This is a genomic window from Tsukamurella pseudospumae (assembly GCF_001575195.1).
Lineage (GTDB): Bacteria > Actinomycetota > Actinomycetes > Mycobacteriales > Mycobacteriaceae > Tsukamurella > Tsukamurella pseudospumae.
In genome coordinates, this window is sequence record NZ_LSRF01000001.1 from 430,506 (window position 1) to 451,789 (window position 21,284).

General features: G+C 66.3%; 27 protein-coding genes. 8 read left to right on the forward strand and 19 right to left on the reverse strand.

Annotation, left to right across the window (positions count from 1 at the left end; translation table 11 throughout):
* Window positions 1–43: 43 nt before the first annotated feature.
* From AXK60_RS01980 to AXK60_RS01995, 4 genes are all read right to left on the reverse strand, one after another.
* The gene (locus tag AXK60_RS01980) at window positions 44–589 is read right to left on the reverse strand and encodes a pyridoxamine 5'-phosphate oxidase family protein (protein ID WP_068569292.1); all 546 of its coding nucleotides are present in this window, start codon (window positions 587–589) and stop codon (window positions 44–46) included.
* A gap of 84 nt (window positions 590–673) precedes the next feature.
* Complete coding sequence (locus tag AXK60_RS01985) at window positions 674–1,018, reverse strand: hypothetical protein (RefSeq protein WP_068569293.1); 345 nt, start codon at window positions 1,016–1,018, stop codon at window positions 674–676.
* The gene (locus tag AXK60_RS01990) at window positions 1,018–1,467 is read right to left on the reverse strand and encodes a type II toxin-antitoxin system Phd/YefM family antitoxin (protein ID WP_068569294.1); all 450 of its coding nucleotides are present in this window, start codon (window positions 1,465–1,467) and stop codon (window positions 1,018–1,020) included. Before AXK60_RS01990 ends, AXK60_RS01985 begins: the two co-directional genes overlap by 1 nt.
* Before the next feature lie 92 nt (window positions 1,468–1,559).
* On the reverse strand, window positions 1,560–2,330 hold the full coding sequence (locus tag AXK60_RS01995) for an AraC family transcriptional regulator (protein WP_068746550.1): 771 nt from the start codon (window positions 2,328–2,330) through the stop codon (window positions 1,560–1,562).
* 48 nt (window positions 2,331–2,378) lie between these two features.
* Between AXK60_RS01995 and AXK60_RS02000 the strand changes: the two genes are divergently transcribed.
* The 3 genes from AXK60_RS02000 (at window position 2,379) to AXK60_RS02010 (ending at window position 4,503) form a co-directional block, all read left to right on the forward strand.
* A complete protein-coding gene (locus AXK60_RS02000; protein WP_068569296.1) occupies window positions 2,379–2,762 on the forward strand; it encodes a hypothetical protein in 384 nt (127 codons plus the stop codon).
* A 98-nt stretch (window positions 2,763–2,860) separates the two neighbouring features.
* Complete coding sequence (locus AXK60_RS02005; RefSeq protein WP_068569297.1) at window positions 2,861–3,256, forward strand: YciI family protein; 396 nt, start codon at window positions 2,861–2,863, stop codon at window positions 3,254–3,256.
* Window positions 3,253–4,503 carry an RNA polymerase sigma factor gene (locus tag AXK60_RS02010; RefSeq protein WP_068569298.1) on the forward strand — a complete coding sequence of 417 codons (1,251 nt, stop codon included), beginning with the start codon at window positions 3,253–3,255 and terminating at the stop codon, window positions 4,501–4,503. Before AXK60_RS02005 ends, AXK60_RS02010 begins: the two co-directional genes overlap by 4 nt.
* Before the next feature lie 342 nt (window positions 4,504–4,845).
* Here the strand turns inward: AXK60_RS02010 and AXK60_RS26095 are convergent, their stop codons facing one another.
* From AXK60_RS26095 to AXK60_RS02030, 4 genes are all read right to left on the reverse strand, one after another.
* Entirely contained in the window at window positions 4,846–5,622 is a 777-nt protein-coding gene (locus tag AXK60_RS26095) for a hypothetical protein (RefSeq protein ID WP_139057693.1), read from the reverse strand.
* Between the two features lie 215 nt (window positions 5,623–5,837).
* A complete protein-coding gene (locus tag AXK60_RS02025) occupies window positions 5,838–6,434 on the reverse strand; it encodes a hypothetical protein (RefSeq protein WP_139057694.1) in 597 nt (198 codons plus the stop codon).
* Window positions 6,431–6,559: a hypothetical protein gene (locus tag AXK60_RS27760; protein WP_280512872.1), complete on the reverse strand. Its 129-nt coding sequence runs from the start codon at window positions 6,557–6,559 to the stop codon at window positions 6,431–6,433. The genes AXK60_RS02025 and AXK60_RS27760 overlap by 4 nt, the downstream gene beginning before the upstream one ends.
* Before the next feature lie 32 nt (window positions 6,560–6,591).
* Window positions 6,592–9,894 (reverse strand): type ISP restriction/modification enzyme, encoded by a 3,303-nt coding sequence (locus AXK60_RS02030; protein WP_068569302.1) that lies wholly within the window; start codon window positions 9,892–9,894, stop codon window positions 6,592–6,594.
* 208 nt (window positions 9,895–10,102) lie between these two features.
* Here AXK60_RS02030 and AXK60_RS02035 point away from each other — a divergent pair, with 208 nt between their 5' ends.
* The 4 genes from AXK60_RS02035 to AXK60_RS02050 all read left to right on the forward strand — a co-directional run bounded on the left by AXK60_RS02035 (window position 10,103) and on the right by AXK60_RS02050 (window position 11,808).
* Window positions 10,103–10,762, forward strand: a complete 660-nt coding sequence (locus tag AXK60_RS02035; protein WP_068569303.1) for a hypothetical protein — start codon at window positions 10,103–10,105, stop codon at window positions 10,760–10,762.
* Between the two features lie 77 nt (window positions 10,763–10,839).
* Window positions 10,840–11,055, forward strand: a complete 216-nt coding sequence (locus tag AXK60_RS02040; RefSeq protein ID WP_068569304.1) for a type II toxin-antitoxin system prevent-host-death family antitoxin — start codon at window positions 10,840–10,842, stop codon at window positions 11,053–11,055.
* The gene (locus AXK60_RS02045; RefSeq protein WP_068569305.1) at window positions 11,052–11,465 is read left to right on the forward strand and encodes a helix-turn-helix domain-containing protein; all 414 of its coding nucleotides are present in this window, start codon (window positions 11,052–11,054) and stop codon (window positions 11,463–11,465) included. The genes AXK60_RS02040 and AXK60_RS02045 overlap by 4 nt, the downstream gene beginning before the upstream one ends.
* 28 nt (window positions 11,466–11,493) lie before the next feature.
* A complete protein-coding gene (locus AXK60_RS02050; protein WP_175399909.1) occupies window positions 11,494–11,808 on the forward strand; it encodes a hypothetical protein in 315 nt (104 codons plus the stop codon).
* 60 nt (window positions 11,809–11,868) lie between these two features.
* Here the strand turns inward: AXK60_RS02050 and AXK60_RS27765 are convergent, their stop codons facing one another.
* The 11 genes from AXK60_RS27765 to AXK60_RS02095 all read right to left on the reverse strand — a co-directional run bounded on the left by AXK60_RS27765 (window position 11,869) and on the right by AXK60_RS02095 (window position 20,852).
* On the reverse strand, window positions 11,869–12,546 hold the full coding sequence (locus AXK60_RS27765; RefSeq protein WP_068569307.1) for a RodZ family helix-turn-helix domain-containing protein: 678 nt from the start codon (window positions 12,544–12,546) through the stop codon (window positions 11,869–11,871).
* Window positions 12,543–12,899: a hypothetical protein gene (locus AXK60_RS02060; RefSeq protein ID WP_068569308.1), complete on the reverse strand. Its 357-nt coding sequence runs from the start codon at window positions 12,897–12,899 to the stop codon at window positions 12,543–12,545. Before AXK60_RS02060 ends, AXK60_RS27765 begins: the two co-directional genes overlap by 4 nt.
* Window positions 12,900–12,921: 22 nt before the next feature.
* Window positions 12,922–13,233 carry a hypothetical protein gene (locus AXK60_RS02065; protein ID WP_068569309.1) on the reverse strand — a complete coding sequence of 104 codons (312 nt, stop codon included), beginning with the start codon at window positions 13,231–13,233 and terminating at the stop codon, window positions 12,922–12,924.
* On the reverse strand, window positions 13,230–13,622 hold the full coding sequence (locus AXK60_RS02070; RefSeq protein WP_068569310.1) for a hypothetical protein: 393 nt from the start codon (window positions 13,620–13,622) through the stop codon (window positions 13,230–13,232). Before AXK60_RS02070 ends, AXK60_RS02065 begins: the two co-directional genes overlap by 4 nt.
* A gap of 10 nt (window positions 13,623–13,632) precedes the next feature.
* Complete coding sequence (locus AXK60_RS26100; RefSeq protein ID WP_139057696.1) at window positions 13,633–14,976, reverse strand: hypothetical protein; 1,344 nt, start codon at window positions 14,974–14,976, stop codon at window positions 13,633–13,635.
* Between the two features lie 163 nt (window positions 14,977–15,139).
* Window positions 15,140–15,937: a hypothetical protein gene (locus tag AXK60_RS02075; RefSeq protein WP_139057697.1), complete on the reverse strand. Its 798-nt coding sequence runs from the start codon at window positions 15,935–15,937 to the stop codon at window positions 15,140–15,142.
* Between the two features lie 995 nt (window positions 15,938–16,932).
* Complete coding sequence (locus AXK60_RS02080) at window positions 16,933–17,508, reverse strand: recombinase family protein (protein WP_068569312.1); 576 nt, start codon at window positions 17,506–17,508, stop codon at window positions 16,933–16,935.
* A gap of 62 nt (window positions 17,509–17,570) precedes the next feature.
* A complete protein-coding gene (locus AXK60_RS02085) occupies window positions 17,571–18,599 on the reverse strand; it encodes a DNA adenine methylase (RefSeq protein WP_068982467.1) in 1,029 nt (342 codons plus the stop codon).
* A gap of 25 nt (window positions 18,600–18,624) precedes the next feature.
* Window positions 18,625–19,266, reverse strand: a complete 642-nt coding sequence (locus AXK60_RS02090; protein ID WP_068569313.1) for a hypothetical protein — start codon at window positions 19,264–19,266, stop codon at window positions 18,625–18,627.
* 68 nt (window positions 19,267–19,334) lie between these two features.
* A complete protein-coding gene (locus AXK60_RS26105; RefSeq protein ID WP_175399910.1) occupies window positions 19,335–19,496 on the reverse strand; it encodes a DUF4177 domain-containing protein in 162 nt (53 codons plus the stop codon).
* 147 nt (window positions 19,497–19,643) lie between these two features.
* The gene (locus AXK60_RS02095; protein WP_139057699.1) at window positions 19,644–20,852 is read right to left on the reverse strand and encodes a DUF7373 family lipoprotein; all 1,209 of its coding nucleotides are present in this window, start codon (window positions 20,850–20,852) and stop codon (window positions 19,644–19,646) included.
* 139 nt (window positions 20,853–20,991) lie between these two features.
* Here AXK60_RS02095 and AXK60_RS02100 point away from each other — a divergent pair, with 139 nt between their 5' ends.
* Window positions 20,992–21,261, forward strand: a complete 270-nt coding sequence (locus AXK60_RS02100) for a hypothetical protein (RefSeq protein WP_068569315.1) — start codon at window positions 20,992–20,994, stop codon at window positions 21,259–21,261.
* The last annotated feature ends 23 nt before the right edge of the window (window positions 21,262–21,284 follow it).

A 21,284-nucleotide genomic window follows, 5' to 3' on the forward strand; every position in this document is an offset into this window, starting at 1 on the left:
CGACCCACGGCCCGGCAGCTCGACCGCCGGGCCGTCGGCGTCGTTACCGGACGGGGAGCCCCGTCGGGAATCCGTCGATGCTGTGGACGTTGCGCTCGCGCTGGTACCGCTCCAGCCCCTCGTCGCCCTTGTTCTCGGCCCACGAGTCCATGAGGGTGCGCTGGCCGTCGTATTCGTAGAGGGGCACGCCGAAGCCGCAGGAGGTCTGCACGAGATCGACCTCCACGTCGAAGATGTTGCGGGCGCCCCGCATCGGCGGGAAGGAGGCGATGAGCTCGGGCCAGCCCGGGTCACCGTCGTGCACCGCCCGCGCCGTTCCGTACAGGCGCAGGATGAGCGGCTTGCCCTCGAAGGCGCAGAACATCAACGTGATCCGCGGATTCCGCAGCAGGTGGGCGGCCGTCTCGTTGCCGCTGCCGGTGCCGTTGAGCCAGACCACGCGGTTGGGGCCGACGATCCGCAGTGAGTCGAGGCCCTTCGGGGAGACGTTGACCCGGCCGTCGGGCGCGGCCGTCGCGACGAAGAACATGTGCTGCTCCTCGATGAACGCCTGCAATCGCTCGGAGATGTAGTCGTACTGGGTCGCCATCGGTCCAGTATCGCGTCGCCGGCGCCCAGCGCCCAGCGGATTTCGAGCCGGAGCCCGAACCGGACTCCCACTCGCGGCTCCGGCCTACTTCGTCGCATTCGGGTGGCTGGTGTGGACCTGCTCCAGATACACCGTGCGCCCGTCGACGTAAAACCAGATTCGAGCATCGCCCTGCTTCGTGGGCTTGTGCTGCCATCTCTCGTGGGCCCGTCCATCCCGAGTGACCGTGCCGAGCGCGCCCTTCAGCGGATAGTTGGTCGGCACGTTCGCCAGGGGCGTTCGGGTCAGGAAGTCCCAGGTATCGGCCAGCGGACTCCGTATCGTCGCAGCGAGATCCTGCCAACCCTTTCGAGCGTGGGAGGTGGCGAAACGGATCTCGTACTCAGTCCTCTTCGCCGGCCGGGGCACCAGCTCGCCTTTGCCGGCCACTACGGGCGCTCCACAAGTGTGTCGTCCGCGTCATCGAGCCATTCGTGGTCGGATTGCCCCAGACCGGCAGCGATAGCAGTCGCGGTCTCCTTCCAGGAGGTCAACTCGGAGAGCACCCGATGAGGTTGCTCGGTGGAGAACGACGCGCGCGCAGCGTCGACCAGGTCCTGCGCACACCTGCTGCGGTCCGCGGCGGACAGGGCGAGCATCCACGGGAACGCCTTCGCCATCCGATCCGCGAGGGGCCCATCACCGTCCACTGCGACACCGATGAGCTGCGCAGCGAACTCGAGCATGCGTTCGCGCCCGTCCGCCTCTCGCTGAGACATGAGCACGAGATCCTCCCCGTCACGGCGTGTCACCGTCACCGGATGCCCCTCCGCCTCGGCGAACACCTTGGCCGGGTTCTTACTCAGCTCCGATGATCGTCGGGTAGCTCGCTCGCTCATACCTCCACGATATTCGGAACGTGTTCGGAAGTCCACCCGGATTCATGGGGGCTCAGTATCGCGTCGCCGGCGCCCAGCGCCCAGCGGATTTCCTACCAGTCTGCGGGTGAATCGCCGACGACCAGCGTCGCACCCGTGCCGAACAACGCGGTGGCGCTGAGCCCGAACATCGCGAGGAACGCGTCGCTGAAGTGCGACGGAGACGCGAATCCCGCGTCCGCCGCGGCGCGGGTGAGGTCGGCACCGGCGGCGATCGACTCGGCGGCACGCAGCATCCGCATCCACAGCCGGTACCGCCGGAAGCTGGTCCCCGTCTCCCTGCTGAACAGGCGGAGCACGTACGGCGTCGAGAGGCCCTCCGCCTGCGCGAGGGAGATCGCCGTGCAGCCGACCGGGTCGGCCCGCACGCGCTCGATCGTGCGCCGGATCCGCGGCTCTGGAGCCGTTCCCTCGCCGAAGGCCGCAGCGCGCAGATCCTTGCCCGACGGTGCGCCTCCCCCACACAGGCGCAGCAACTCCGCCTCGTGGCGATGGCCGGTCGCGAACACGCCGGGGCGAGTCATCAACACGGTCAGATCGCGCGCCCGAGCGGCGGTGGCGTCGTTGTAGCAGAACAGGATCCGCGTCCCGGGCTCGGCGAGCACGCGGTGCACGGTGCGCGGCGGCACCAGGACGCTGCGTCCCGTCACTGTGTGTGCTCCGACCTCGATCCGGACCGGACCGTCCGCCCCGACCACGAGGCAGTGCACCGAGGTCGAATGCGCCGCGAGCCCGAGCGACGGCCCCAGGTACAGCGCCGTCGCGGGCGAGACCCACAGCACGCCCGGGACTGCGCACGTTTCCGGAAGCGCGGCGGCGGTCATTCTCCGATGCTAGAAGCACCGCACACCGACCACCGGAGGAATCCCACCGTGAACACGCACCGACTGCAGCGCACACTCCTCGCCGGCGTGGGGCTCGCGCACCTGCTCCCCAGCGTCGCCGTGCTCTCCCGTGAGCGCGTCGAGAGCACCTACGGGGTCGCGGTGCCCGACGCCGGCACCGAGCTCCTGCTGCGCCACCGCGCCACCTTCTTCGGGCTGCTCGGGGCGGCACTCCTGGCCGGAGCCGCGGACACCCGCTACCGCCGACCGGCCCTCGCCGCGGGGACCGTGTCCGTGGGCTCGTTCCTCGCGCTGGCCGGATCCATCGGTGCGCCCAGCCCGGAACTGCGGCGCGTCCAACGGATCGACGTGGTCCTCCTCACCGCGCTCGGCGTCGTCGCGGCCTGCGAGGTGGCGCCTCGCGCGAACTGAGCCGCGGGAGCCTCTCGGGATCGTGTCGAAGACGGCCGGACAGCTCCGATGTCACACTGAAGGGCCGAGAACCGGCCCTCACGACGGAAGGCGCAACGGTGAAGTACGTGATCCTCATCCACTCGAATCCCCAGCCCTGGGGCCATCCCACGGGCGACTACCTGGCCGAGCACAAGGCGCTTCCGGCCGAGCAGCGCGAGAAGATGAACGCCGACTTCGAGGATCTGCTCGGACAGATGCAGGAGCGGGGCGAGCTGCTCGGCGGTGAGGCCCTCGGCGATCCGGCGTCGTCGACGTTGTACCGCTGGGAGGCGGGCGCGCCGACCTCGAGCGACGGTCCCTATGCGGAGAGCAAGGAGCACCTCGCGGGGTTCTTCCTGATCGACGTCGCCGGACCCGAGCGCGCTCATGAGGTCGCGACCCGGTTCGCCGGCCCCGGCGAGACGGTCGAGTTGCGACCCCTCATGTGGCCCGGAGGCGACGACGACGCATGACTCCCGCAGTGGGCGAGGACATGTGGCGCCGCGAGACGCCGCACGTCCTCGCCGCGCTCGTCCGCCGGTACGGCGACTTCGCCGCCTGCGAGGACGCGGTCCAGGAGGCTCTGGTCGACGCCTCGCGCCAATGGCCGGCCGACGGGGTGCCGGCGAAGCCGCGCGGATGGCTGGTGCGCGTGGCGTCGCGCCGGTACCTCGACGGCCACCGTCAGGACATCGCGCGGCTGCGGAGGGAACACCGAGTGGCGTTGCTCGACGGTGTCGACCGGGTCACCGATCCGGCTGCGCCACTGGAGGATCACGATGCGTCGTTGGAGGTCCTGACCTATTGCTGTCATCCCGCGCTCACCATCGAATCCCAGGTCACGCTCGCGCTGCGAACAGTGTTGGGGCTCAGCACGAAACAGATCGCTGCCGTCTACCTCATCCCATCGGCCACCGTCGGTCAGCGCATCAGCAGGGCGAAGGCGACGATCGATCTGCAGCACCGGCGGTTCCCACCACCCGCCACGCGGCAGGAACGCCTCCCGGCGGTGATGCACGCCCTGTACCTCATGTACACCGCGGGCCACAGCCGCTCCGTCGGTGGGCATCTGCTCGACGTCGATGTCACGACCGAGGCGATCCGCCTGGCGCGACTGCTGCACAACGAACTCCCCGAGGAGACCGAGACCGCCGGACTGCTGGCCCTGATGCTGCTCAGCGAGGCCCGTCGGCCTGCGCGCACCACGCCCGACGGTGACCTCGTCCCACTCCGGGACCAGGACCGGGGCCGCTGGGATCACACCGGGATCGCCGAGGGCGTCGTCCTCATCGAAGCGGCGCTGCCCACGGGGCCGGTCGGCCCCTATCAGTTGCAGGCCGCGATCTCCGCGGTGCACGCCGAGGCTCCGACGTGGGAGCGGACGGACTGGCCGCAGATCGCCGCGCTCTACGCGATGCTCGCCCGGAGCGCCCCCTCCCCCGCCGTGACGTTGAACTACGCGGTGGCGATCAACGAGGTACACGGGCCGGCACGGGCCCTACGCATGCTGGAGCCCCTCCTGGACGATCCTCGCTTTCGGGGCAGCCACCGTCTGTACGCGGTGCGTGCGCCGATCCTCGAGGCCTTCGGCCGCCGCGACGAGGCCATCGCCGACTACCGGACCGCCGCCAGGCTGTGCACCAACATCCCCGAACAGCGCTTCCTCAACGCCCGGATCGAGGCTCTCGGGATCGAGCCCGACGGTGCCGACCCCACCTGATCCGCGCCCGGGCCGGGCTCATACCCCCAATGACCCGACATCGCGCGGGAGCTCAGCCCCGTGAAAGCAGAAAGCCGCCTCCGAAGAGGCGGCTTCTTTGCTCCCCCAACTGGACTCGAACCAGTAACCCTTCGTTTCAGTGTAGGGCTACTCCCCATGTTCGATGCGTTCTACACTTTCGGATACGTCCCTGGTCAGGCTACATTTTCGCGTTCGATCCGTCGTCTAGTCGCGCGGCGCTTCTCCGTTTTCACGCCATAAACACGCCGTAGAGCGGAGTTTCCGCGCCGTGGCGGCGAGCCCGCGACCTGCACCGATACGTGCACGCGATATCACGTCCGATCATCGCCGCTTCCCCTGCTCGTAGGCGTCGCCCAGTTCGCGATACGCCGTGGAGAACGCGCTGACCCACGAGCCGACGAATCCCCTGAGCACGCCCGCGACCCCCGACCCGCTCGTGCTCGCGGACTGAACGCGTCCGCGAGCACGAGCGGACCTCCTACCAGCCACGTTGTCCCCTCCGCCACCCTGGCTGGTCGGCGATTGTCGAGTCCCCCTGCCCTGCTGTTGGCGCGCCTGCTCGTCGCCGGGGAGCTTGTTCTGCACACCCGCGTCCCGCGCGCTCATCCCGTGCTCCCATGCCGTGAGCGCTTGCTCGAAGACGGGCTTGACCCGCCGATCCATCAGGCGCGCGTCCTTGAGCCCCCGCTTCTCCCTACCCCTATGCGGCTCCCAGACTGGACGGAACTCGCCGCTGCTGGTCTGGCACAGCCTCGCGCGCGGAGCTTGGCAGCGGGGGCACATCACGCCGTATACCCGCAGCCAGGGACCGAGAACAGGTGCCGTTCCTGGTGCTCGGCGGCGGGGACCGTTCTGCCGCTGATCACCCTGACCACGGCCCTTGGGCTTCTCCTCGGTCTCGGCCTCCTGCTGGCCCTGACCACGGCCTTGCGCGCGGCCTCGGGCCTCGGCCTGGCGCAGGAGGTCGGCGCTGACGGCCTGGTGCGCCACGATGGTGTCCTCGCTCGGACGCCTCGGGTGCAGGCCCGCCTCGTAGCCCGCGCGCTGCCATCCTGATGTGATCCCGTGGTCGGGCGCTGGTGTCGGTGTGCGGCTCATACGTCCATTGTCCGCTCAGAAACCCGCGCTGACCAGGAACAACACGGCGAGCGGAAGAGATTGCCCTAGTACGAGCGAAGGCTGATCGAGAGGAGATGGTCGTTGGCGACTTCACCGTACGGGTCTCCGCCTTGCCGAAGTTGACTGCGAACATGTAGTCGATCAGCGAGGCTGCCCGCTGCTTCTGGTGCGGACCTGGAACTCTTCTGTGGAGCCTAGGAGATTCGAACTCCTGACCTGACTCGGCGGACCCACGCACGCGCATGACCCCACCGCACGCGTGAAAGCTGCACGATAGACTCTCGAACCCGCCTCTTCGGCATACCCGTCTCGCGGATCAAACGCCGCGCCGCGACGGTAAATCCCCCCGAGCAGGCGGCCACGCGCATCATGCGGAACTCTAGGTCGCGTAGGTCGAAGGGGAATCCCTCGCCGCTCCGCTCACGTTCCCTGATCTGAGCGTGGAGATAGGTGAGCGCAGGCTCGAACGCTTCGTAGAGCGCATCCGCTGGCTCGGACAGCTCGTCCGTGACGAGGGACAGCGCGCTGATCCTCATGGCAAGTGTGGCGTGCGCGTTGACGGCGTGCACGTACTCGGCAGGTGCTGCGTCCACACTCCACGAGTAGCTTCCGTTCACTCTTCCGACCGCCTCGTTGGCAGTATCGAGGACCGCCGACGAGCGGTCCATGAGCATCTCCCGTAGATGCTTGTTACGTTCTCGCTCGTCTCCCCGACGGTTCGTCCAGATGACTCCAAACAGCGCGAGCGCACCGATGATCCCTGACCCGATCAGCGAGAATGTTGGCGTCATTCCGTAACTCCCCACTGCTTCTTACACGACTCCCACAGCTCAGCTTCCGTCGCTGCGCGCCCGGCGCGGAGTGCGCGCCAGTACTCGCGCTCTTCGGACATGAGCTGCTCCACCCATGCAGGCAAGGCGGGAACGGTAGCGTCGTCGGCAGAGTCGCTCACGACTCATTCGTTTCAGCGAACATCCCGACGGTGTACGGCGTGCACTTCGGCTTACGGTCGTCAGCATCCAGCCCTGTTCGCATCCCTGCCGCGACCAGCTGCTTCATGGACACGAGCGGACCCGCTAGCACATCTCCGAGGAGCTGGTCTAGGTCACCCTCCATAGCCACCAGGTTCGTCAATACACGCAGCAACTCCGTCAGCTCGATAGACCACTCGGGTGCCCAGTTGGGGTCGTGAAGCTCGTCGAGAGGCGAGGACACCTTCCCTGTCGGCTTCGCCATGCGGTATTTGAGCCACGACTGGACAACGGCGACGTTGCCCACCGTGTATCCGAACACCTCTGGGGTGACGTTCTCCCACCGTCCACTCCCAAGAGTGAGGACCCCCTCGTCGGAATGGAACTCGTATGATTCCGGGCGGGTTGGCCCCACCGACTTCATGTACTGAGGTAGCTCCTCGGGGGCGGTGTCGTCCACGGCCTCGGCCCTCTCGCCCTCCGCTCCGTACGTGGTCAACCACACTACGTGCTTGCCGAGCTGCACAGCGGTGTCCCACAGCGAGGGCTCGGCGGTGATCGGGATACGAATCCCAGGTGTAGACAACTCATCGGCGAACTGCTCTACGAAGGCTGGGTGTCCAGTGATCGCCGCAATATAGAACACGATGTCCGCTGCGGAGGCGGACGGTCCTATTTCCTTCTTCAAGGCAGCGTCGAGCCCTGGCGTGACGTTGGGCGACCCGTTCGGATGAAGCCGTGGCAAGGTGCGCCCGCCACGGTTGTTGAACGCATTGATGTCTGGCATGAGGGCGGAGAAGTGCAGCCCTGGGCCAGCGCCAGGATGGATCGAGTGTTGCTCCACGACGAACACCTGCCCGGGAACACGAGACTCCCATAACGGTGGGCGCGCCATGTCCATCAATCGGTTGTCCGCGAGGACCCACTGGCGGTCGAATGACCGAAACATTGTCTGCACAAGCTTGGGCTTCGCGATCAGCGGAACCGACGACAATGGTGTCGTATCGGTCTCGACATCCGCACCGGGTAGTGCCTTGGACCGCTTGTCGATCCGTCGGTCCCGTGTGACCTTGAACATGGCGTCCCGCACCTGCGGGTCGTTCTCGGATAGCAGCGTCCGCAGCCTCAGCTCCAACGATGCCTTCGATGGACCGATCACCCAGTTGCGGTTTGGAGTCACCCCTGTAGTTGCCCAGGGCATCAGGTCAAAGAGGGCAGGGAAGGAGTCCCAGTTTCCGGCAGCAGCGGGCGTGAACGTCGTCTGCCACCCCGTGCGAGCTGATCGCCATCTCTGATCGTCAAAGGTCAATGCTTCGAGGTTCTCAAACTTCGCCTCACGCAAACCGTCGAACTCGATGTACCTGATGTCGGCGGGGACATCTTCATCGGTGTCGGGTGTCCGAGCGAAGATGCCGATGCAGACAGGGGTCTCGATGTTGAACACAGCGCTCTTCGCGGGCGGCTTCTTGCCTTCGGGGGTGAGATTGATGATCCAACCGTGCGATGCCTTACGTCGCAGGTATTCCCGCATTCCTTTGAATCCTGGTCCCGTGAGGTAACCCGTAGCGGTGATGAAGCAGACGATCCCCGTATCGCCCTCGTCTGCGGCCTTCGCGGTGGACTCGAACACCTTCCAAGTCGCCCAACGCCAGAAGTAGATGTAGAGGTTCGACAGCGGGAACTCATTGCGCCCATTACCTTCCGTGCGGAAGGCATCCAGCGGTGCTACACCAGTGTTCGTGTCGATACCCGACTCGATCCACCCGCCGCGACCACCAGCTCGCTCCATGTACGGCGGGTTCCCGATGACCACCTGAACGTTGGTTTTGCGCTTCATGTCGTTCGCACGACGGCGCTGCTGAGCGATCAGTTGGAGGGTGTACGACAGACGGGTATCGCTGCCTTCGTCGGGGTCTTCGAGGGTGTCGGCAACGAACAAGTTCATCCCCTGACTCGGTACCTGCGCGCCGAACTTCTCAACAGCTCCAGCGACGCGCAGCTCCGCCACCGAGAACGGTCCTGACTGCAATTCGATCCCGTAGAGGCGGTTGATGGCCGAGGTCACCGCGTCGGCGGTCGCTCCATCCCCGTACAGCGCTGCGGCACTGTCGCCTATCCGCCGCAGCACCGACAGGGGGTAAGTGCCAGTTCCCATCGCGGGATCGACTACGGACACCGTTGGGCTGCGCAGCCCGTCGGGCTTGTTGAAGAACTCGGACAGCGCCAGATCGGTCAAGCGGACCATCCCGTCCACCACCTCGACCGGCGTGTAGTACGAGCCTGACTTCTTGCGCAATGCGGGGTCGTACTTGCCGAGGAAGTGCTCATACAGGTGGAGGTAGATGTCGGATGAACCAGCGGAGACCTTCGCCCAGTCGACCGCGCCGAGCGCGCGGGTGATCATCTCCACAGCAAGTCCAGCGGGCGAGTTCGCGATGTGCTCGGTGAGGAGGTTCAGTGCCCGCCCCATCAAAGTGTGGTGGTGTCCTTCGAGTTGCTTCGAGACTTCGTGGAGGCTCTGCGTCGCGATGTCAGTGCCATCGGATATCGCGAGTACGAGGGCGAACACCACGGTCTGCGCGTACCTGTCGGCGAACTGGCCGTCCGTGGAGTGGGGGAACAGCATCATCTTCCAGTCTTTGGCAAGACCGATGAATGGCTGAGAGTCGCGGTCTGCGCCCGCCTTCACCGCTCGCCTTTCGGCTCGAAGCGCAGCGGCTACTTCCTCGCGGAGCATGGCGGCGAGGGGAGCGAGGGTGTCCACGAGCTTTGTCAGCGAGGAGATCGGCGTCGGCGTCCACCCTAGGAACGCGCTGAGTATCAGCTCTAGGCGGGACGGGGCGGTCAGTGTCCCCTTCGTCTTCGTAAGGTCGGGGGTGTGCATATGCACGGGCTCGTCCACGAGTTCGCCGAATCGCCACAGCCGCCACTCAATGCCGTTCGTGTGCAGAAGGTTCGGCAGTAGTTCCAGCTTCTTCCACTGCTTACCGTTGTGCGAGTTCGGCGCGTACGTCGTCGGATCGAGCGAGACGCCAGGAGCCTTCAACTCGATGTGCCCGACCAGCAGCCCGTTCACCCGAACTCCGAAGTCGGGACGCACCGTCCCGTCGAGTTCGCGTACCTCGTCGTGAGCGACGACCTCCTTAGATGACAGCGCACCCACAGCGGTGATGAACTCGGACACTGGGCCGCTGAGCAGTGCCTCCCGCTCGCCTGGCCCCGACAGCTTCGCCTTCGCGCGTGCGCCGTACTCAGCTACTGCGTTCTCGAAATCACCCACGTGAGGAACCTACCGGCTTGCCTGTTCCGCCACTGTCCGAGTGCGACAAATCGAGCACGTCTGCCGACCGCAGCACCCGCGCGACGCCCGTTCCGACCGTGCTCGCGGACTGGAACCTGCCCCGGGCTTAGCCAGCCTGCCACGGGGACAAGCCGCCGACCTGCGCCTGTCGAGTCCCCCGCCGAGATTCTCTCGGTACTGTCAGGCGATGGTGGCACGGACGCGAGACCAGTTGCTTGAAGCCTTCGAGCAACAGATCGGATTCCTGGAACGCTCGAACGCGTGGTTCGACCAGGGGCACATCGACGAAGCCATTCGGATGGCGACACCACTGCGGGTACTGTTCCACGACACCGCGCAGTCGCACGCGCTCCTCGACCAGCTTGCCTTCCCTGAGCCACTGACGTGGATCGACACCGCTGGGATGCCCGACCCCAACAACCTGCTCTCCGTCTGGGGTCTCGTCCAGACTGGCATCGACATTGGTGAGCGCCGACCGACCTTCCGCGCTCCGCTCGGAGATAGACCTCCTTCGCAGATCATCACCAAGACCATGCGGCTGCCGCGTGGCTCACGCATCCTTCGCGAGTTCTGGTGGGAAGAGCCTGTGATCCGCGACAGCGAGGGCACCGAGTTCTCCCGTCAGGAGCTGGTGCTGACTGTTGCGAATAAGGAGGGCGGCGCGCACGTCGATCCGAAGATCAAGAACACCTACGACAAGCTCGCGAACAGCAACTCGATGGGCTGGACCTATCGCGACGGTGACCGCGACGAGGTTCCGCTGTCGAGCCCAGTGCCTTACGCGCTGCGGCAGATTTCCTATGAGGTGGTCGAGTCCGTGAACCAACAGCGAGACCGTATCCGCTAGCTCCAACACTGGTCCGCCCACGGGACGTGACCACGACCAGCGCGGCGATGTCGGTGCCCGCGACCATGATCTAGACCATGACCGCCGTCCCGCTGCATCGCGCGAGAGCCAGCCTGTCGTGGATCGTGTCCGAGGCGGCTTCGCACCCGGTGACGATCACGCGGCATGGACAGGCGGTGGCTGTGGTCGTGAGCCCCGAGCGGGTCGCCGACGGCGGGCCGATCACCTCGGACGTGTCCTCGGCAATCCGCGCCGACCTGATGCACGCCCTTGCTCTGATCGAGGGCATGTGACCAGGACCGCTCTCCCAGCCGACGTGCTGCACCTGATGCAGCACCGTCGGGAATTGCTCGGGTTGTCCGACGATGACGAGGACACCCTCGCTGCCCACCGTCGTCGGGCGCGATCTGCGGTCCAAGATCGTCGGTGGGCAGAGGACCGCGAACGCCACTACTGGGCTCGGTACCGCCGCCAGGGCGACGTTCGTGACGCCACGAACGTCGGTGCGCGTATCGCCCGCGAGCGGGAGAGGCTGCACATGTCGGTGGATGATCTGGCGGAGGTCACGGGCATGTACCCCGTAGAGGTGGAGATGATCGAAGCCGGGGAGGCGACGGTGATCAGGGATCAGCTCATCGACATCGCCGAGGCGCTGTTCACGTCGGTGGCAGTGCTCACCGGAGAGGAACCCGCCCGTGTGTGAGAACGCAAATTACTGCCTCGTTCCGTACGTGATGTTCTACATGGGCGAAATGTGCGCGACGGTCCGCGTCTCCCTGGTCACCCGCAGCGGTGCGCGAGCGGTCGAGGGTCCGTGGGTGATGTGCGAGTACAGCCACGACGCTGGCTACAGGAGCTGGTGGCTCACATGTGATTTCCCCGCTGCGATGTCGATGCTCGGGCTCCCGCTAGCAGCCCCGTTTCTGTACCCGCTCATGGACACCTTGACCGATGCGCTCGGGGTGTCCCCGAACGTCTCTGTGACCTTGGACGGCGGCATCCTCAGCGTCGAGCTGATACCCGTGCTCGATGTCAACCTCGATTGACATGCTCTAGAGCATGGAACTGCCCCCCGACCCATGCAGGTCGGGGGCAGTGCTCGTGGTCTACGTCTCGACAGCGTTCCCGCCGACAGTGGGCGAGGGTGTCGGTGCGACCTCCTCCGCGTTGCTCTGCGGCGGAGTCGGCGCGGGCGTCGGTGCCGCGCTCTGCGGAGTTGGCGTCGCCTCCTGCGTGTTCGTGGTCGCGGGCGGAGCCGACGGTGCGGCCTCTTCCGTGTTGCCCTGCGGCCCCTGTGGCGGCACCGGAGACCCCGACGCCGCAGGGGTGGAGGGTGTCGGCACCGTCGGGACGGTGATGGACGGTGTGGTGTCGTGGAACGTGCGCGGGTCGAACACCGAGGGCTTGCTCGGCGAGGGGTTGCTGACGCCAAGGCTGCCCAGGTCGCTGCCGAGGCTCTGGGCCTTCGTCGCAGCGCCGTCCTGGATGTTGCGGGCCTTGCGCGAGAACTCCTCCAACCAGGCCGCGTCGTCGTTCATCCCGCCCTGGATTTCCGCAACCTTCTCGCGGATCAGGCCGAGCCAACGGACGAGGTTCTCCCGAGGCTCTTGCCAGATGCTCGCCGAGATATCGCAGTCCGTGCCCTCCTTGATTTCACGGTCGAACGCCTCGATGACGGCGGCACACTCAGCGTCCACGTTGAAATCGGGCGCATGGGCGCGGATGTCGCGCGCGGCCTTTTCGAGGCGGGCGTGGTCGATGACGCTCTGCGTGTTCGTGGTCATCGTGCGGCCCCCGATCCGATCACGGGCCGTGCGTCGGCGGGTGCCGCGCGCAGGGGCTCAGGGGCGCACTGTGGGCTGTCCACGCCGAAGACCAAGCAGTTGTGCAGGCGGGCGATCAGGGCCAGGGTCTCCTCACGCGGGGCGCTGCGCGCGGTCATCGCTCCGACGGCGACTTGCCCCACGACGCGATGGAGAAGATGCGCGCGGTCGCGCACGAAGGGCGGCGTGGGAACGCCCTGGCGGTCGTAAGCCTGGCATTCCTCGCTCGCATCGTTGGCGGCGTCGTCGCACTCAGCGAGCAACGCGCGCAGGCGTGCAAGGTCGGTGGCGGTGGTGATGGTGGGGTTCGACATGTCGAGTTCCTTTCGGTGGGGGTTACGGGGTTGTTTTCGTCAGGGACAGTGGGCGGGGCGCGCGTGGTGAAGGCACCCCATACGCAAGGGCGTTGCTTAGGACCGCGATGCTGCGCCTCAGCTTGTACGTCGCGGCGGTGGGATCGTCAGCGGCCATCGACATCTCGGCGATGAGCGAGGTGAGCTGCTGGCGGCGCTTGACCACGAAAGCAGGAACGTCCTTCCCCTCCCGTACGTACAGATCGCGTTCGGCATCGCAGTACGCGAGCGCTGCCTTCGCCCGCTCGACGAGTGAGTGGAGTTCGCAGCGCTCATCGGTCAGCGAGGCAGTCATAGCTCCACCGTTCCGTCGGGGTGCACGTCGCCGCCCGCAATGGTTTTCGGCGTGGTGGGCTTATTGCTCGGCGTCGGGATGTCCTTCAAGTCCTTCCCGAGCTGGCCCGACTTCTTCGCGGTGTCGGACTGAATCGCTTCCGTAGTCGTCAGCCACTTTTCGATCACGTCGGCCTGTTCGCTCAGCACAGGCGCGGCCTTCGCGAGAGCCTGCTGGAAATCGGCCTGCGACTTCGAGTACGCGGCGTCTGCGATCCTTGTCGCACGTGAGTCCGCCGTGCTCGCAACAGCGGGCACGGTCAGACCTGCGAGTTGGCCCGCCACTGCACGCAGCTCGTTCAGGCACTCGCGCAGTTTGGCGATGTCGGCCTTGGTGGGTTCGTCGGTCACGGGGACTCCTCTATCGCTTCGGCGGGGATGGTGGGATCGGCGCGGTCACGCCGGGTACGGCAGGCGGCGTGGGCGCGCCATCGGTTTCGCGGACGATTCCGCCCAGGGCTTCGGCGGCGACATCCTCGCCGCGCAGGCGGGGGTCGTTGGACTTGATGTCGGCCTTCGGACGGGCCGTGCCGCCGCCTGCTCCTGCACCATGTCCAGCGCCGCCCATCATTCCCATCGGGCCACGGGCCGCACTGTTGCTCGTGCTCGATCCCGAGCCGCCCGATGTGGGAGCGCCTCCGCCGCTCTTGTTCACGGCGGGCGATCCGACACCACCAGCTCCCGTCGCGGCAGCACCGCTGCCGAGGGTCGATCCGCCCTTGCCGATGTTCCCGAGCCCAGCGCGCTGTGCTGGTGTCTGGACGGGGCTGCTTGCCGTCGGGCGGACACCACCGCCACGGCTCCCGCCGTCCCCGGCGCGAACGGGCGTCGGCTGGCTGACAGGAACGCCCGTCGTACGCGCGCCCGACGGGGCGGCAGCGCCACCAGCGGGAGCACCTCCCTGGGGCTGAGCGCCACCCTGCTGGCCCTGCCCTTGCTGCGCGCCAAGGGCTTGCGGGAGTGCCTGCTGTCCCTGTTGCGGGGTCTGGCCCTTCGAGTCGGCGTTCTCCACGGCGTTCTTCTCCGCCGAGGGCTTCGCGCCAGCGGGCTTGTTGTCGCTCGGGGCCGTGCTCTTGTTCGGCGTCTCGACGCGAGGGGCGGGAGTGCCGCCAGGCACGATCTGTTGCACCGAGTCAGGGAGCGGCTGCCCGCCTCCCGAGACCTGCACGATCTTCGCGTCGTTGGCTCGCTGCGCGGCAGCTTGGGCCTCTTGTCCGTGCTTCGGGATCGGCTCTGCGTACTGCGTAGCCTGCGTCGCTGCGCCGTCCCAGACTTGATGCAGGTGCGACCTCGCGGCGTCCTCAGCGGCCTTCGCCGTCGCCGCGTTCTGCGCTTGTTGCGGGGTGCACTGCCCACCCGACCCGAGAGCCTCGTTCGCGGTCTTGCACGCGGCCTTGGCGGCTTTCAGCGTCTGTACGGCCTCGGTGTGAGCGGGTAGATAGCCCGCTTCGAGTAGTGCCTGCTGCTGCGCCGATGCGGCTACACCATGAAGTCGCAGAGCGATGTCTGTCAACGACTGCCCCAGCTTGGGCAACGCCGTGTTGAGTTGAGAGGGGAAGCGCCCGACGCTGTTGGTCTGCATGGTCAGGATCTTGTGGCCCAACTGCTCCACGGTCTCCGACAGAGCCTGATGCGACTCTGCTACCTGCGCCACCGCCGAGGGCTGGATCGTCTCCTGATCCTCGCTCGGATCGCCTTCTGCCACGGTGTGCTCCTACGTCGGTATATCCGTTTCGTATCCCACCTTCCTCGCGCGCGCGACTCGCTGTCCACTCACGACACGCACCGTGTCGCAGTGCGTGTCGCGACAGAAAGCGCCCCCGCTCCGATGTGGAGCGGGGGCGCTGAGGAGGTACGGCTGGTTCCGGCTACTTCGTGAGGAGGCGGACGTTTGGTCCGAGCTGCGGGAGTGCGGACACGATCTTGTCGGCAGGAGTGACGGGCAGCGCGATGCTCGGCTGACCGCTGACGAGCCCGTACAGCTTCCCTCCCGCGACTACGGGCGCGCCCTGGTCGCCAGGATGCAGAACGGGCTTGGTGCCCTCCCCTTCCCACGTCGCGCCCTTCGGCGGCATCGCGGTCAATCCGCCGATGTCCGACGACGCGCCTCGCACCGTCACGGCTGTACCCGCCGTCGGCGTGGTCACGCCGGAGATGTCGGACACCGCGCGCACGGACTTCGACAGCTTGACGGCGGGTACGGTCCACAGCCCGCCAGGGCCGTCGCTGACGCCCGTGGGAGACATGAGGATCGCGGTCGTCGTGCCGACTGTGTACCCGTCCACGGTCGTGGCTCCATCGTTAACCGCGACCGATCCCGACACCTTGTTGGTGCCTCCTGGCTTACGGCCTGCGCAACTCGACCCGCTGAGTGCCCAGGTGTCGGTGCCGTCGGTGACGAAAAGGCCGATGGTGCAGATGCGGTCACTGCCGCTCGGTGTTCCCATCCCCGCGTTACCTCCCGCGAACCTCAGCGGGTCTCCCGCGCGGAGAGTGATCGTGGCCCCGTCGGGGATCGGCTTCGCTGTCGCGCTCGGGGTGTCACAGGCAGGCAGCGCGATGGTCGAGGCCAGCGGAGCGCACGTGACCGTGGACAGCTTCGCGGGCGTGATCGGAGTACCGCTGCCCGTGATCGAAACGGTGCCCGCAGCGGGTTCGTCAGTCACGGGGCTGCCGCTCACTTCACGCGCGCACGCCGAAAGCGCGACTGCTCCAATCCCGAGCGCCGCGACCACCGTCATCGTCCTGCGCATGTACACCATCTCCTTCGCTCCCCTCACAATAACGTCTACATTGGTTGACGTCTACCCACAGCGCGCGAACGCCCCTGTGCGAAGCCCATTTTCATGTCACGTCCCCCGCTGTAGTCCCGCAGCCGAGACCGTGCACATCCCCATCCCCCCGCTCATCCCTCCCCGCCCGATACACCCTCGGATCATGCCCTTGGACAGTCCCACCCGTGCGATGCATTGCGAGCGCAGTATCCGTCAGCCTGCCTGCCGTCCGCTTGGCATCGCCCAATCGAGCCTGATCCCGCCCGAACAGCCTGTTTCCGCGCCTGATCAGCCTCAGCGCACGGATCATCGTACGGATCACGCTGCGGATCGTTGCGATAGTGAAGGCGGGCTCGCTTCGGATAGCGGTTCGGATCGCTGCGGGAGGGTGCGCGCGGGCAGTGCGCGCGTTCATAAACACAGCAGGTAGAGGTGCCTATATGGAGAGAACACGGCCATGTTTTCGCCGTGCCCGCGTCCGCGCGCCAGATCACGCTCATGGATGGCTGTGTAGATACAGATTCGCGGATCACGGATGGCTGCGAGCGGGTACATCTGCCCGTTTCGCCCGCTGCGCGGATGGGAGAACGCCCCTGTAGCTACCGTACAGGGGGTGTCCAGCAGGGTGATCCAATCCGCTATCCGTGGGGCTCATCCGTGGGCGTGATCCGAGCCGTGCGCGTGGGCGTGGTTGAGGGTGGGGTCGCGGCGGTGTCGGATAGGCGATATCGAGGGTGCGCGGAGAACGTGCATCGACCGAGTGCCACTACTTCGGTATCGCCCACCCATTTCGGTCGGGACTGCGCGGAGGGATCGCGCCAGGTCGTGCAGTGCCATAAGCAGCGCCAGAACGACTTGTGCCAGAAGCGGCTACAGCGGGCTTTCGCCTACTTGCCCGACACGATGCGGAAGGCGGTTCGCCTACTCACGCCGAACGCGGCGGCGAGTTCCGAGACGGGTTCGCCCGTCGCAGCCAACCGACGGAGCTGCTCCTGTCGCTCGGGTGCGAGCGCGGGCGGTCGTCCCGTCGGAAGTCCGCGCGCTCGACGGGCATCGCGGGCTGCCGACCGTCGTTCGCGTCCAAGCTCCAATTCCATCTCAGCTACGGACGCCAAGATCGACGCGACCATGCGACCCGTCGCGGTCGAGGTGTCGATGCCTTCACGGATCGAGCGGATGAGCACCCCGCGCTCGGTGAGATGAGCAATCGTGGTGGACACTTCCGCGACGCTGCGGCCCAGGCGATCCACGCCGTGCACGACGATCACGTCACCGGCACGGACATACGCGAGGAGGGCGTCGAGACCAGGGCGGCTCGTGCCCGCGCTGCCGCTGAGCTTGTCCGAGTACACCTGCGATTCAGGCACCCCAGCGGCGGTGAGCGCGTCGAGCTGAGCGGTCAAATCCTGGTGCGTGGTCGAGACGCGGGCGTAGCCGACGAGGTGGGGCGTCGAAGTGGTCATGGCCTCGACAGTGCCATTGTGATCTGACAGAACGGGACCGCGCGGTGTCACGTCCTTCGCGGTCAGTCCCCGTCGGGAACCGAGGGATCAGCGACTGCTCTGCTCGCGCGGTAGTGCCTGACCCTGCACGCGTCCGAGCACCACCGCCGACGGCGACCAGTGCGCGGTTGGCGGAGAAGCCGCGTGCAGACGGGGCATCGCAGGGGCGGAGTTTCCGTACGTCCACCTGGCGAATCACCTGGTCGCTGTTCGGAAACTCCGAGCCCAATCAAGGGCGTATTCGACCACAGAACCTCGGTGCGCGCGGACCCGCGTGGAGCGGTCGAGCCGCCCTGCGCGGTATGTGTCTCCAACTCATATCGGTGCCAGCGCGCGAGGGCTTCGTCCCACCGTCCACCGCCATAGCCCGAAACGACCACCATGCTCTCGGCGGCGAGCACGGCGTCGATCAACTCCGTGTGCGCCGCCGACGCCATCTCCATCCCGTAGTTCCACTTCCGCATCAAGTCGCCCGTGGGGCTGTGCTGCTCATACGGCGGATCGACGTAGATCAGGGTGGACTGCTCGACGCCGTACGCCTGCACCATCTCCACGGCGTCGCGGCACTCCAAGGACACCCCTGCGATCCTCGCGGCGGCGGGTCCGAGGCGTGCGGCGTATTTCGCGAGCGCGAGCGGCATCGGGTGCGAGGGGGCGACTTGGTTCCTCCATCCCGTGCGCGCCAGCGTCGCTGATCGCCCTTGGGTCAAGGCGACGAAAACACGGCGGGCGGTTTCCAGCTCATCGAGCTGATCGGGGTCGATGGTCAGTGCCAGCTCGCGCTCGGCTCGGCTATGGGGCGTGAGTGCGCAGGCTCGCTCCAACTCGGCCGGACGTTCCCGCAGCACCTTCCAGAACACCATCAATCGGCGGTCGGCGTCGTTCACGGTCTCTTGCTCGCTCGGCTGTTTCGCCAAGAGGACGGCCAGGCTGCCCGCGCAGGCTTCGACGTAGTGACGGTGCGCGGGAAAGCTCGCAGCGATCCGCGTGGCGAGCTTCGCTTTACCCCCGTAGTAGGGGGTCGGGACGCGAATCGGCTCGGGCGTGGTCACGTGCGAGACGTTACCGGGTACGCACTCAGGCGAGGTTGTGCCATGCCAGTTCGAAAAGCTGTGGGAGGACTTCCTCCACGGTCATGCGTGGTGCGCCGAACTTCTCGCGGAGCTTCGGCAGAGCAGTGGCCCAATCGTTGATCGTCTGCCCGATGCACCCTAGGAACGCGATGCGTACACCGTCGTGGGCGAGGACAGCGTAGTGCGCGACAGGCGTGACGTAGGTGATGCCGAACGTGTTCTCGTACCCGATTTCGAGTCCTGTGCCGTCCCAGTACGGGAAGCCCTGTTCATGTCCCGTGAGGAACTCGAACTTCCGCATGAGGAAGGGGCGCGCGGACGGAACTGCACGGCACACGGACTCCATGAAGTCGTGGTCTTCGATGCTGTTTCCCTCGTGGTCGTACACGTCGAACACATCAGGGGACACGGCGGGTGTAGGCGCGTACCGCGTATTACTCTCCGAGGCCACTGCGGCCCCTCTTGAGAAGCCCGCAGATCGGATGCCGTCGCGGAAGCTCGCCATAATCGCATCAGAGAGGGCGTCGTCGGCACGGGTATCACTGCCCGCAGCGACTCCAAGTTCGAACGCGCAGTGCGCGAGCACGAATGCGCGCGTCTCCTCGGCGTCGTCATCGTATTCATCGTCGTACTGGTTCTCGGTCATCAGGCGCTCCGTGTCTGTGTGTGTGGAGACGAGAGAACGCCCCGCAGAGTTGCGGGGCGTTCTAACGACTAGTCCTTGGCGAACTCGCAGCGTGCCTTCTTCTCGCTGACCTTGTTCACGGACACCAGCCGCCAGCCCTGCTTGCCCTCTTCCGCCGCCTTCTTGTCCACCATGTAGTCGAGGCTGGACAGGAGGCCGTCTTCCACGGTCACGGTCTTGTACTGCGTCATTCGCTTGCTCCTCATATCGTGGGTGAGACCCGCTCAGCGGGACACCACTACCTTGTCGAAGCACTCTTTCGCAGCGGTTATGAACGACCAAACGGCTCAAGGAAGCAGCACTTCCGCAGGCGCAGAACGTGTCACGTTCTGTCCCAGCTACTTCACTCGTGCCTGCTGCATGATCTTGTAGCTCGCAGATGCGGACTGCTCGGCGAGCTGCCGTGTCGGACTGAGGACCATCGAGACGTAGCGTCCTGCGCGCACTGAGCAAACGATGTTGGTCCCGCTCTGCCAGCACTTCCCGTTGTCGCGGGAAATGCCTTTGAGGTCGGTGAGCGTCGGGTTCTGACCATCCACAGCGTGATCGACGCGGAAGAACTCCGCCGCTGACACCTCCGACCGTGCGCGGAACACCACACTCGCACGGGTCTTCGCCACGTAGTCGAGGTCGAACCGTCGAACGTAGCCGGGGTTGCTCGTCATCAGCCCGTAGGTAGCGATGCTCATCCAGCCGTCGCCCCAGTCCACACCCTCGGAGAGCCCCAACTCATTCGACGGGATCGTCTTCGGCAAGGTCAGGGACATCAGCCCCTCGAAGTCCATGTCCACCTTCGGCTTAATTCCGTTCGGCGCATCGGAGGGCTTGTAGTCCGCCATCTTCGCCCAGAGCATCTCGCGGGCACGCTTCCCCAGACTGCCCACGGCTTTTCCTTCCTCGTCACCGAGCCCCACTGGGAAGTCCACGGTGACCACCGCGATCAGGTCGCCACGTGGAGCGATGATCGTCATGGACGCAGCGTTCTTCGTGGTGCGCTTCCCAGTCGTGACGAACCGCCAACCGTCCGCGTTCACTTCGCGAGGGGTGCCCGCCTGAACCTCAGCTCCGTTCGTCAATTGACCCACGAGCGAAGTTGCGGCGTCCGCCGAGGCGAAACGCATCAGCCCCATACGTAGGACACGCGTTCCCCCCTTGTTCTGCGCACCCGCGAACATCGCCGTCTTGAACGGTGCCGCCTCCACCATCTTCTGCTGTTTCGTGCCGAACGGGCTTAGGTTCGATTCAAGCCCGAGCTGCGAGGCAGACACCAGAGGCGTGGTGATCAGGTCAGGGACGCGCGCCGTGAGCGATGAATCCACATCCCACGGAGCAGGGATGCCGTCAGCGAGCCGCCATCCTTCCTGCTGCCAGGCATCAGCGGGTGTGCGCGCCTCCACTTTGCGGGGCTTGGTCACGAAGTTCCCCGTGTCGAGAGCAGGAGCCGCACTCGGATCAGCAACGGGCGTTCCCGCGACGGTGCCGCAGCCGGTGAGCACAATGATGAAGCCCCCGCAGAGCGCTGCCAGTGGTGTCCTGTTTCTCCCCATGCGGAGCACGCTACCTGGGGACCGTCCTGTTCGTGAGCAAGCGCAAGCGCCCGCCAAGCGCCCGTTTGGCGCAGGCCGAGAAGGTCGTTCTCGACGACGCGGGGGTGTCCCGCGTCCACCGACGTGGAGGGGAACGAAGATGTCGAAGGCGAAGCGGACGATGGCGAGCGTACTGATGGGCGCAGCGGTGCTCGGTGGAGCTGGGGCGGTCGGCACCGTCGCCGCCCCCGCAGCGAGCGCCACTCCATACGGCAACGTCGAGTGGGCGCAGCGCGGGCCGTTCAGCTCGGATTGGACCTGTGATCAGGCGCGCACGCAGATGAAGCGAGTCACCGTGGTCGGCGCGAGTTGCTACGGCACCCCGCGCGGTGGGTACTACTTCTCGTTCAAGCGCCAGGCGTCGCGGTAGTTCGCCGGACACAAGAGAGCCCC

Excerpts from the sequence above, each read along its gene's own strand:
- AXK60_RS01980 (WP_068569292.1), bottom strand. The coding sequence starts at position 589 with ATGGCGACCCAGTACGACTACATCTCCGAGCGATTGCAGGCGTTCATC.
- AXK60_RS01990 (WP_068569294.1), bottom strand. The coding sequence starts at position 1,467 with ATGAGCGAGCGAGCTACCCGACGATCATCGGAGCTGAGTAAGAACCCG.
- AXK60_RS01995 (WP_068746550.1), bottom strand. The coding sequence starts at position 2,330 with ATGACCGCCGCCGCGCTTCCGGAAACGTGCGCAGTCCCGGGCGTGCTG.
- AXK60_RS02010 (WP_068569298.1), top strand. The coding sequence starts at position 3,253 with ATGACTCCCGCAGTGGGCGAGGACATGTGGCGCCGCGAGACGCCGCAC.
- AXK60_RS26095 (WP_139057693.1), bottom strand. The coding sequence starts at position 5,622 with ATGAGCCGCACACCGACACCAGCGCCCGACCACGGGATCACATCAGGA.
- AXK60_RS02025 (WP_139057694.1), bottom strand. The coding sequence starts at position 6,434 with ATGACGCCAACATTCTCGCTGATCGGGTCAGGGATCATCGGTGCGCTC.
- AXK60_RS02035 (WP_068569303.1), top strand. The coding sequence starts at position 10,103 with ATGGTGGCACGGACGCGAGACCAGTTGCTTGAAGCCTTCGAGCAACAG.
- AXK60_RS02040 (WP_068569304.1), top strand. The coding sequence starts at position 10,840 with ATGACCGCCGTCCCGCTGCATCGCGCGAGAGCCAGCCTGTCGTGGATC.
- AXK60_RS27765 (WP_068569307.1), bottom strand. The coding sequence starts at position 12,546 with ATGACCACGAACACGCAGAGCGTCATCGACCACGCCCGCCTCGAAAAG.
- AXK60_RS02060 (WP_068569308.1), bottom strand. The coding sequence starts at position 12,899 with ATGTCGAACCCCACCATCACCACCGCCACCGACCTTGCACGCCTGCGC.
- AXK60_RS02065 (WP_068569309.1), bottom strand. The coding sequence starts at position 13,233 with ATGACTGCCTCGCTGACCGATGAGCGCTGCGAACTCCACTCACTCGTC.
- AXK60_RS02080 (WP_068569312.1), bottom strand. The coding sequence starts at position 17,508 with ATGACCACTTCGACGCCCCACCTCGTCGGCTACGCCCGCGTCTCGACC.
- AXK60_RS02090 (WP_068569313.1), bottom strand. The coding sequence starts at position 19,266 with ATGACCGAGAACCAGTACGACGATGAATACGATGACGACGCCGAGGAG.
- AXK60_RS26105 (WP_175399910.1), bottom strand. The coding sequence starts at position 19,496 with ATGACGCAGTACAAGACCGTGACCGTGGAAGACGGCCTCCTGTCCAGC.
- AXK60_RS02095 (WP_139057699.1), bottom strand. The coding sequence starts at position 20,852 with ATGGGGAGAAACAGGACACCACTGGCAGCGCTCTGCGGGGGCTTCATC.
- AXK60_RS02100 (WP_068569315.1), top strand. The coding sequence starts at position 20,992 with ATGTCGAAGGCGAAGCGGACGATGGCGAGCGTACTGATGGGCGCAGCG.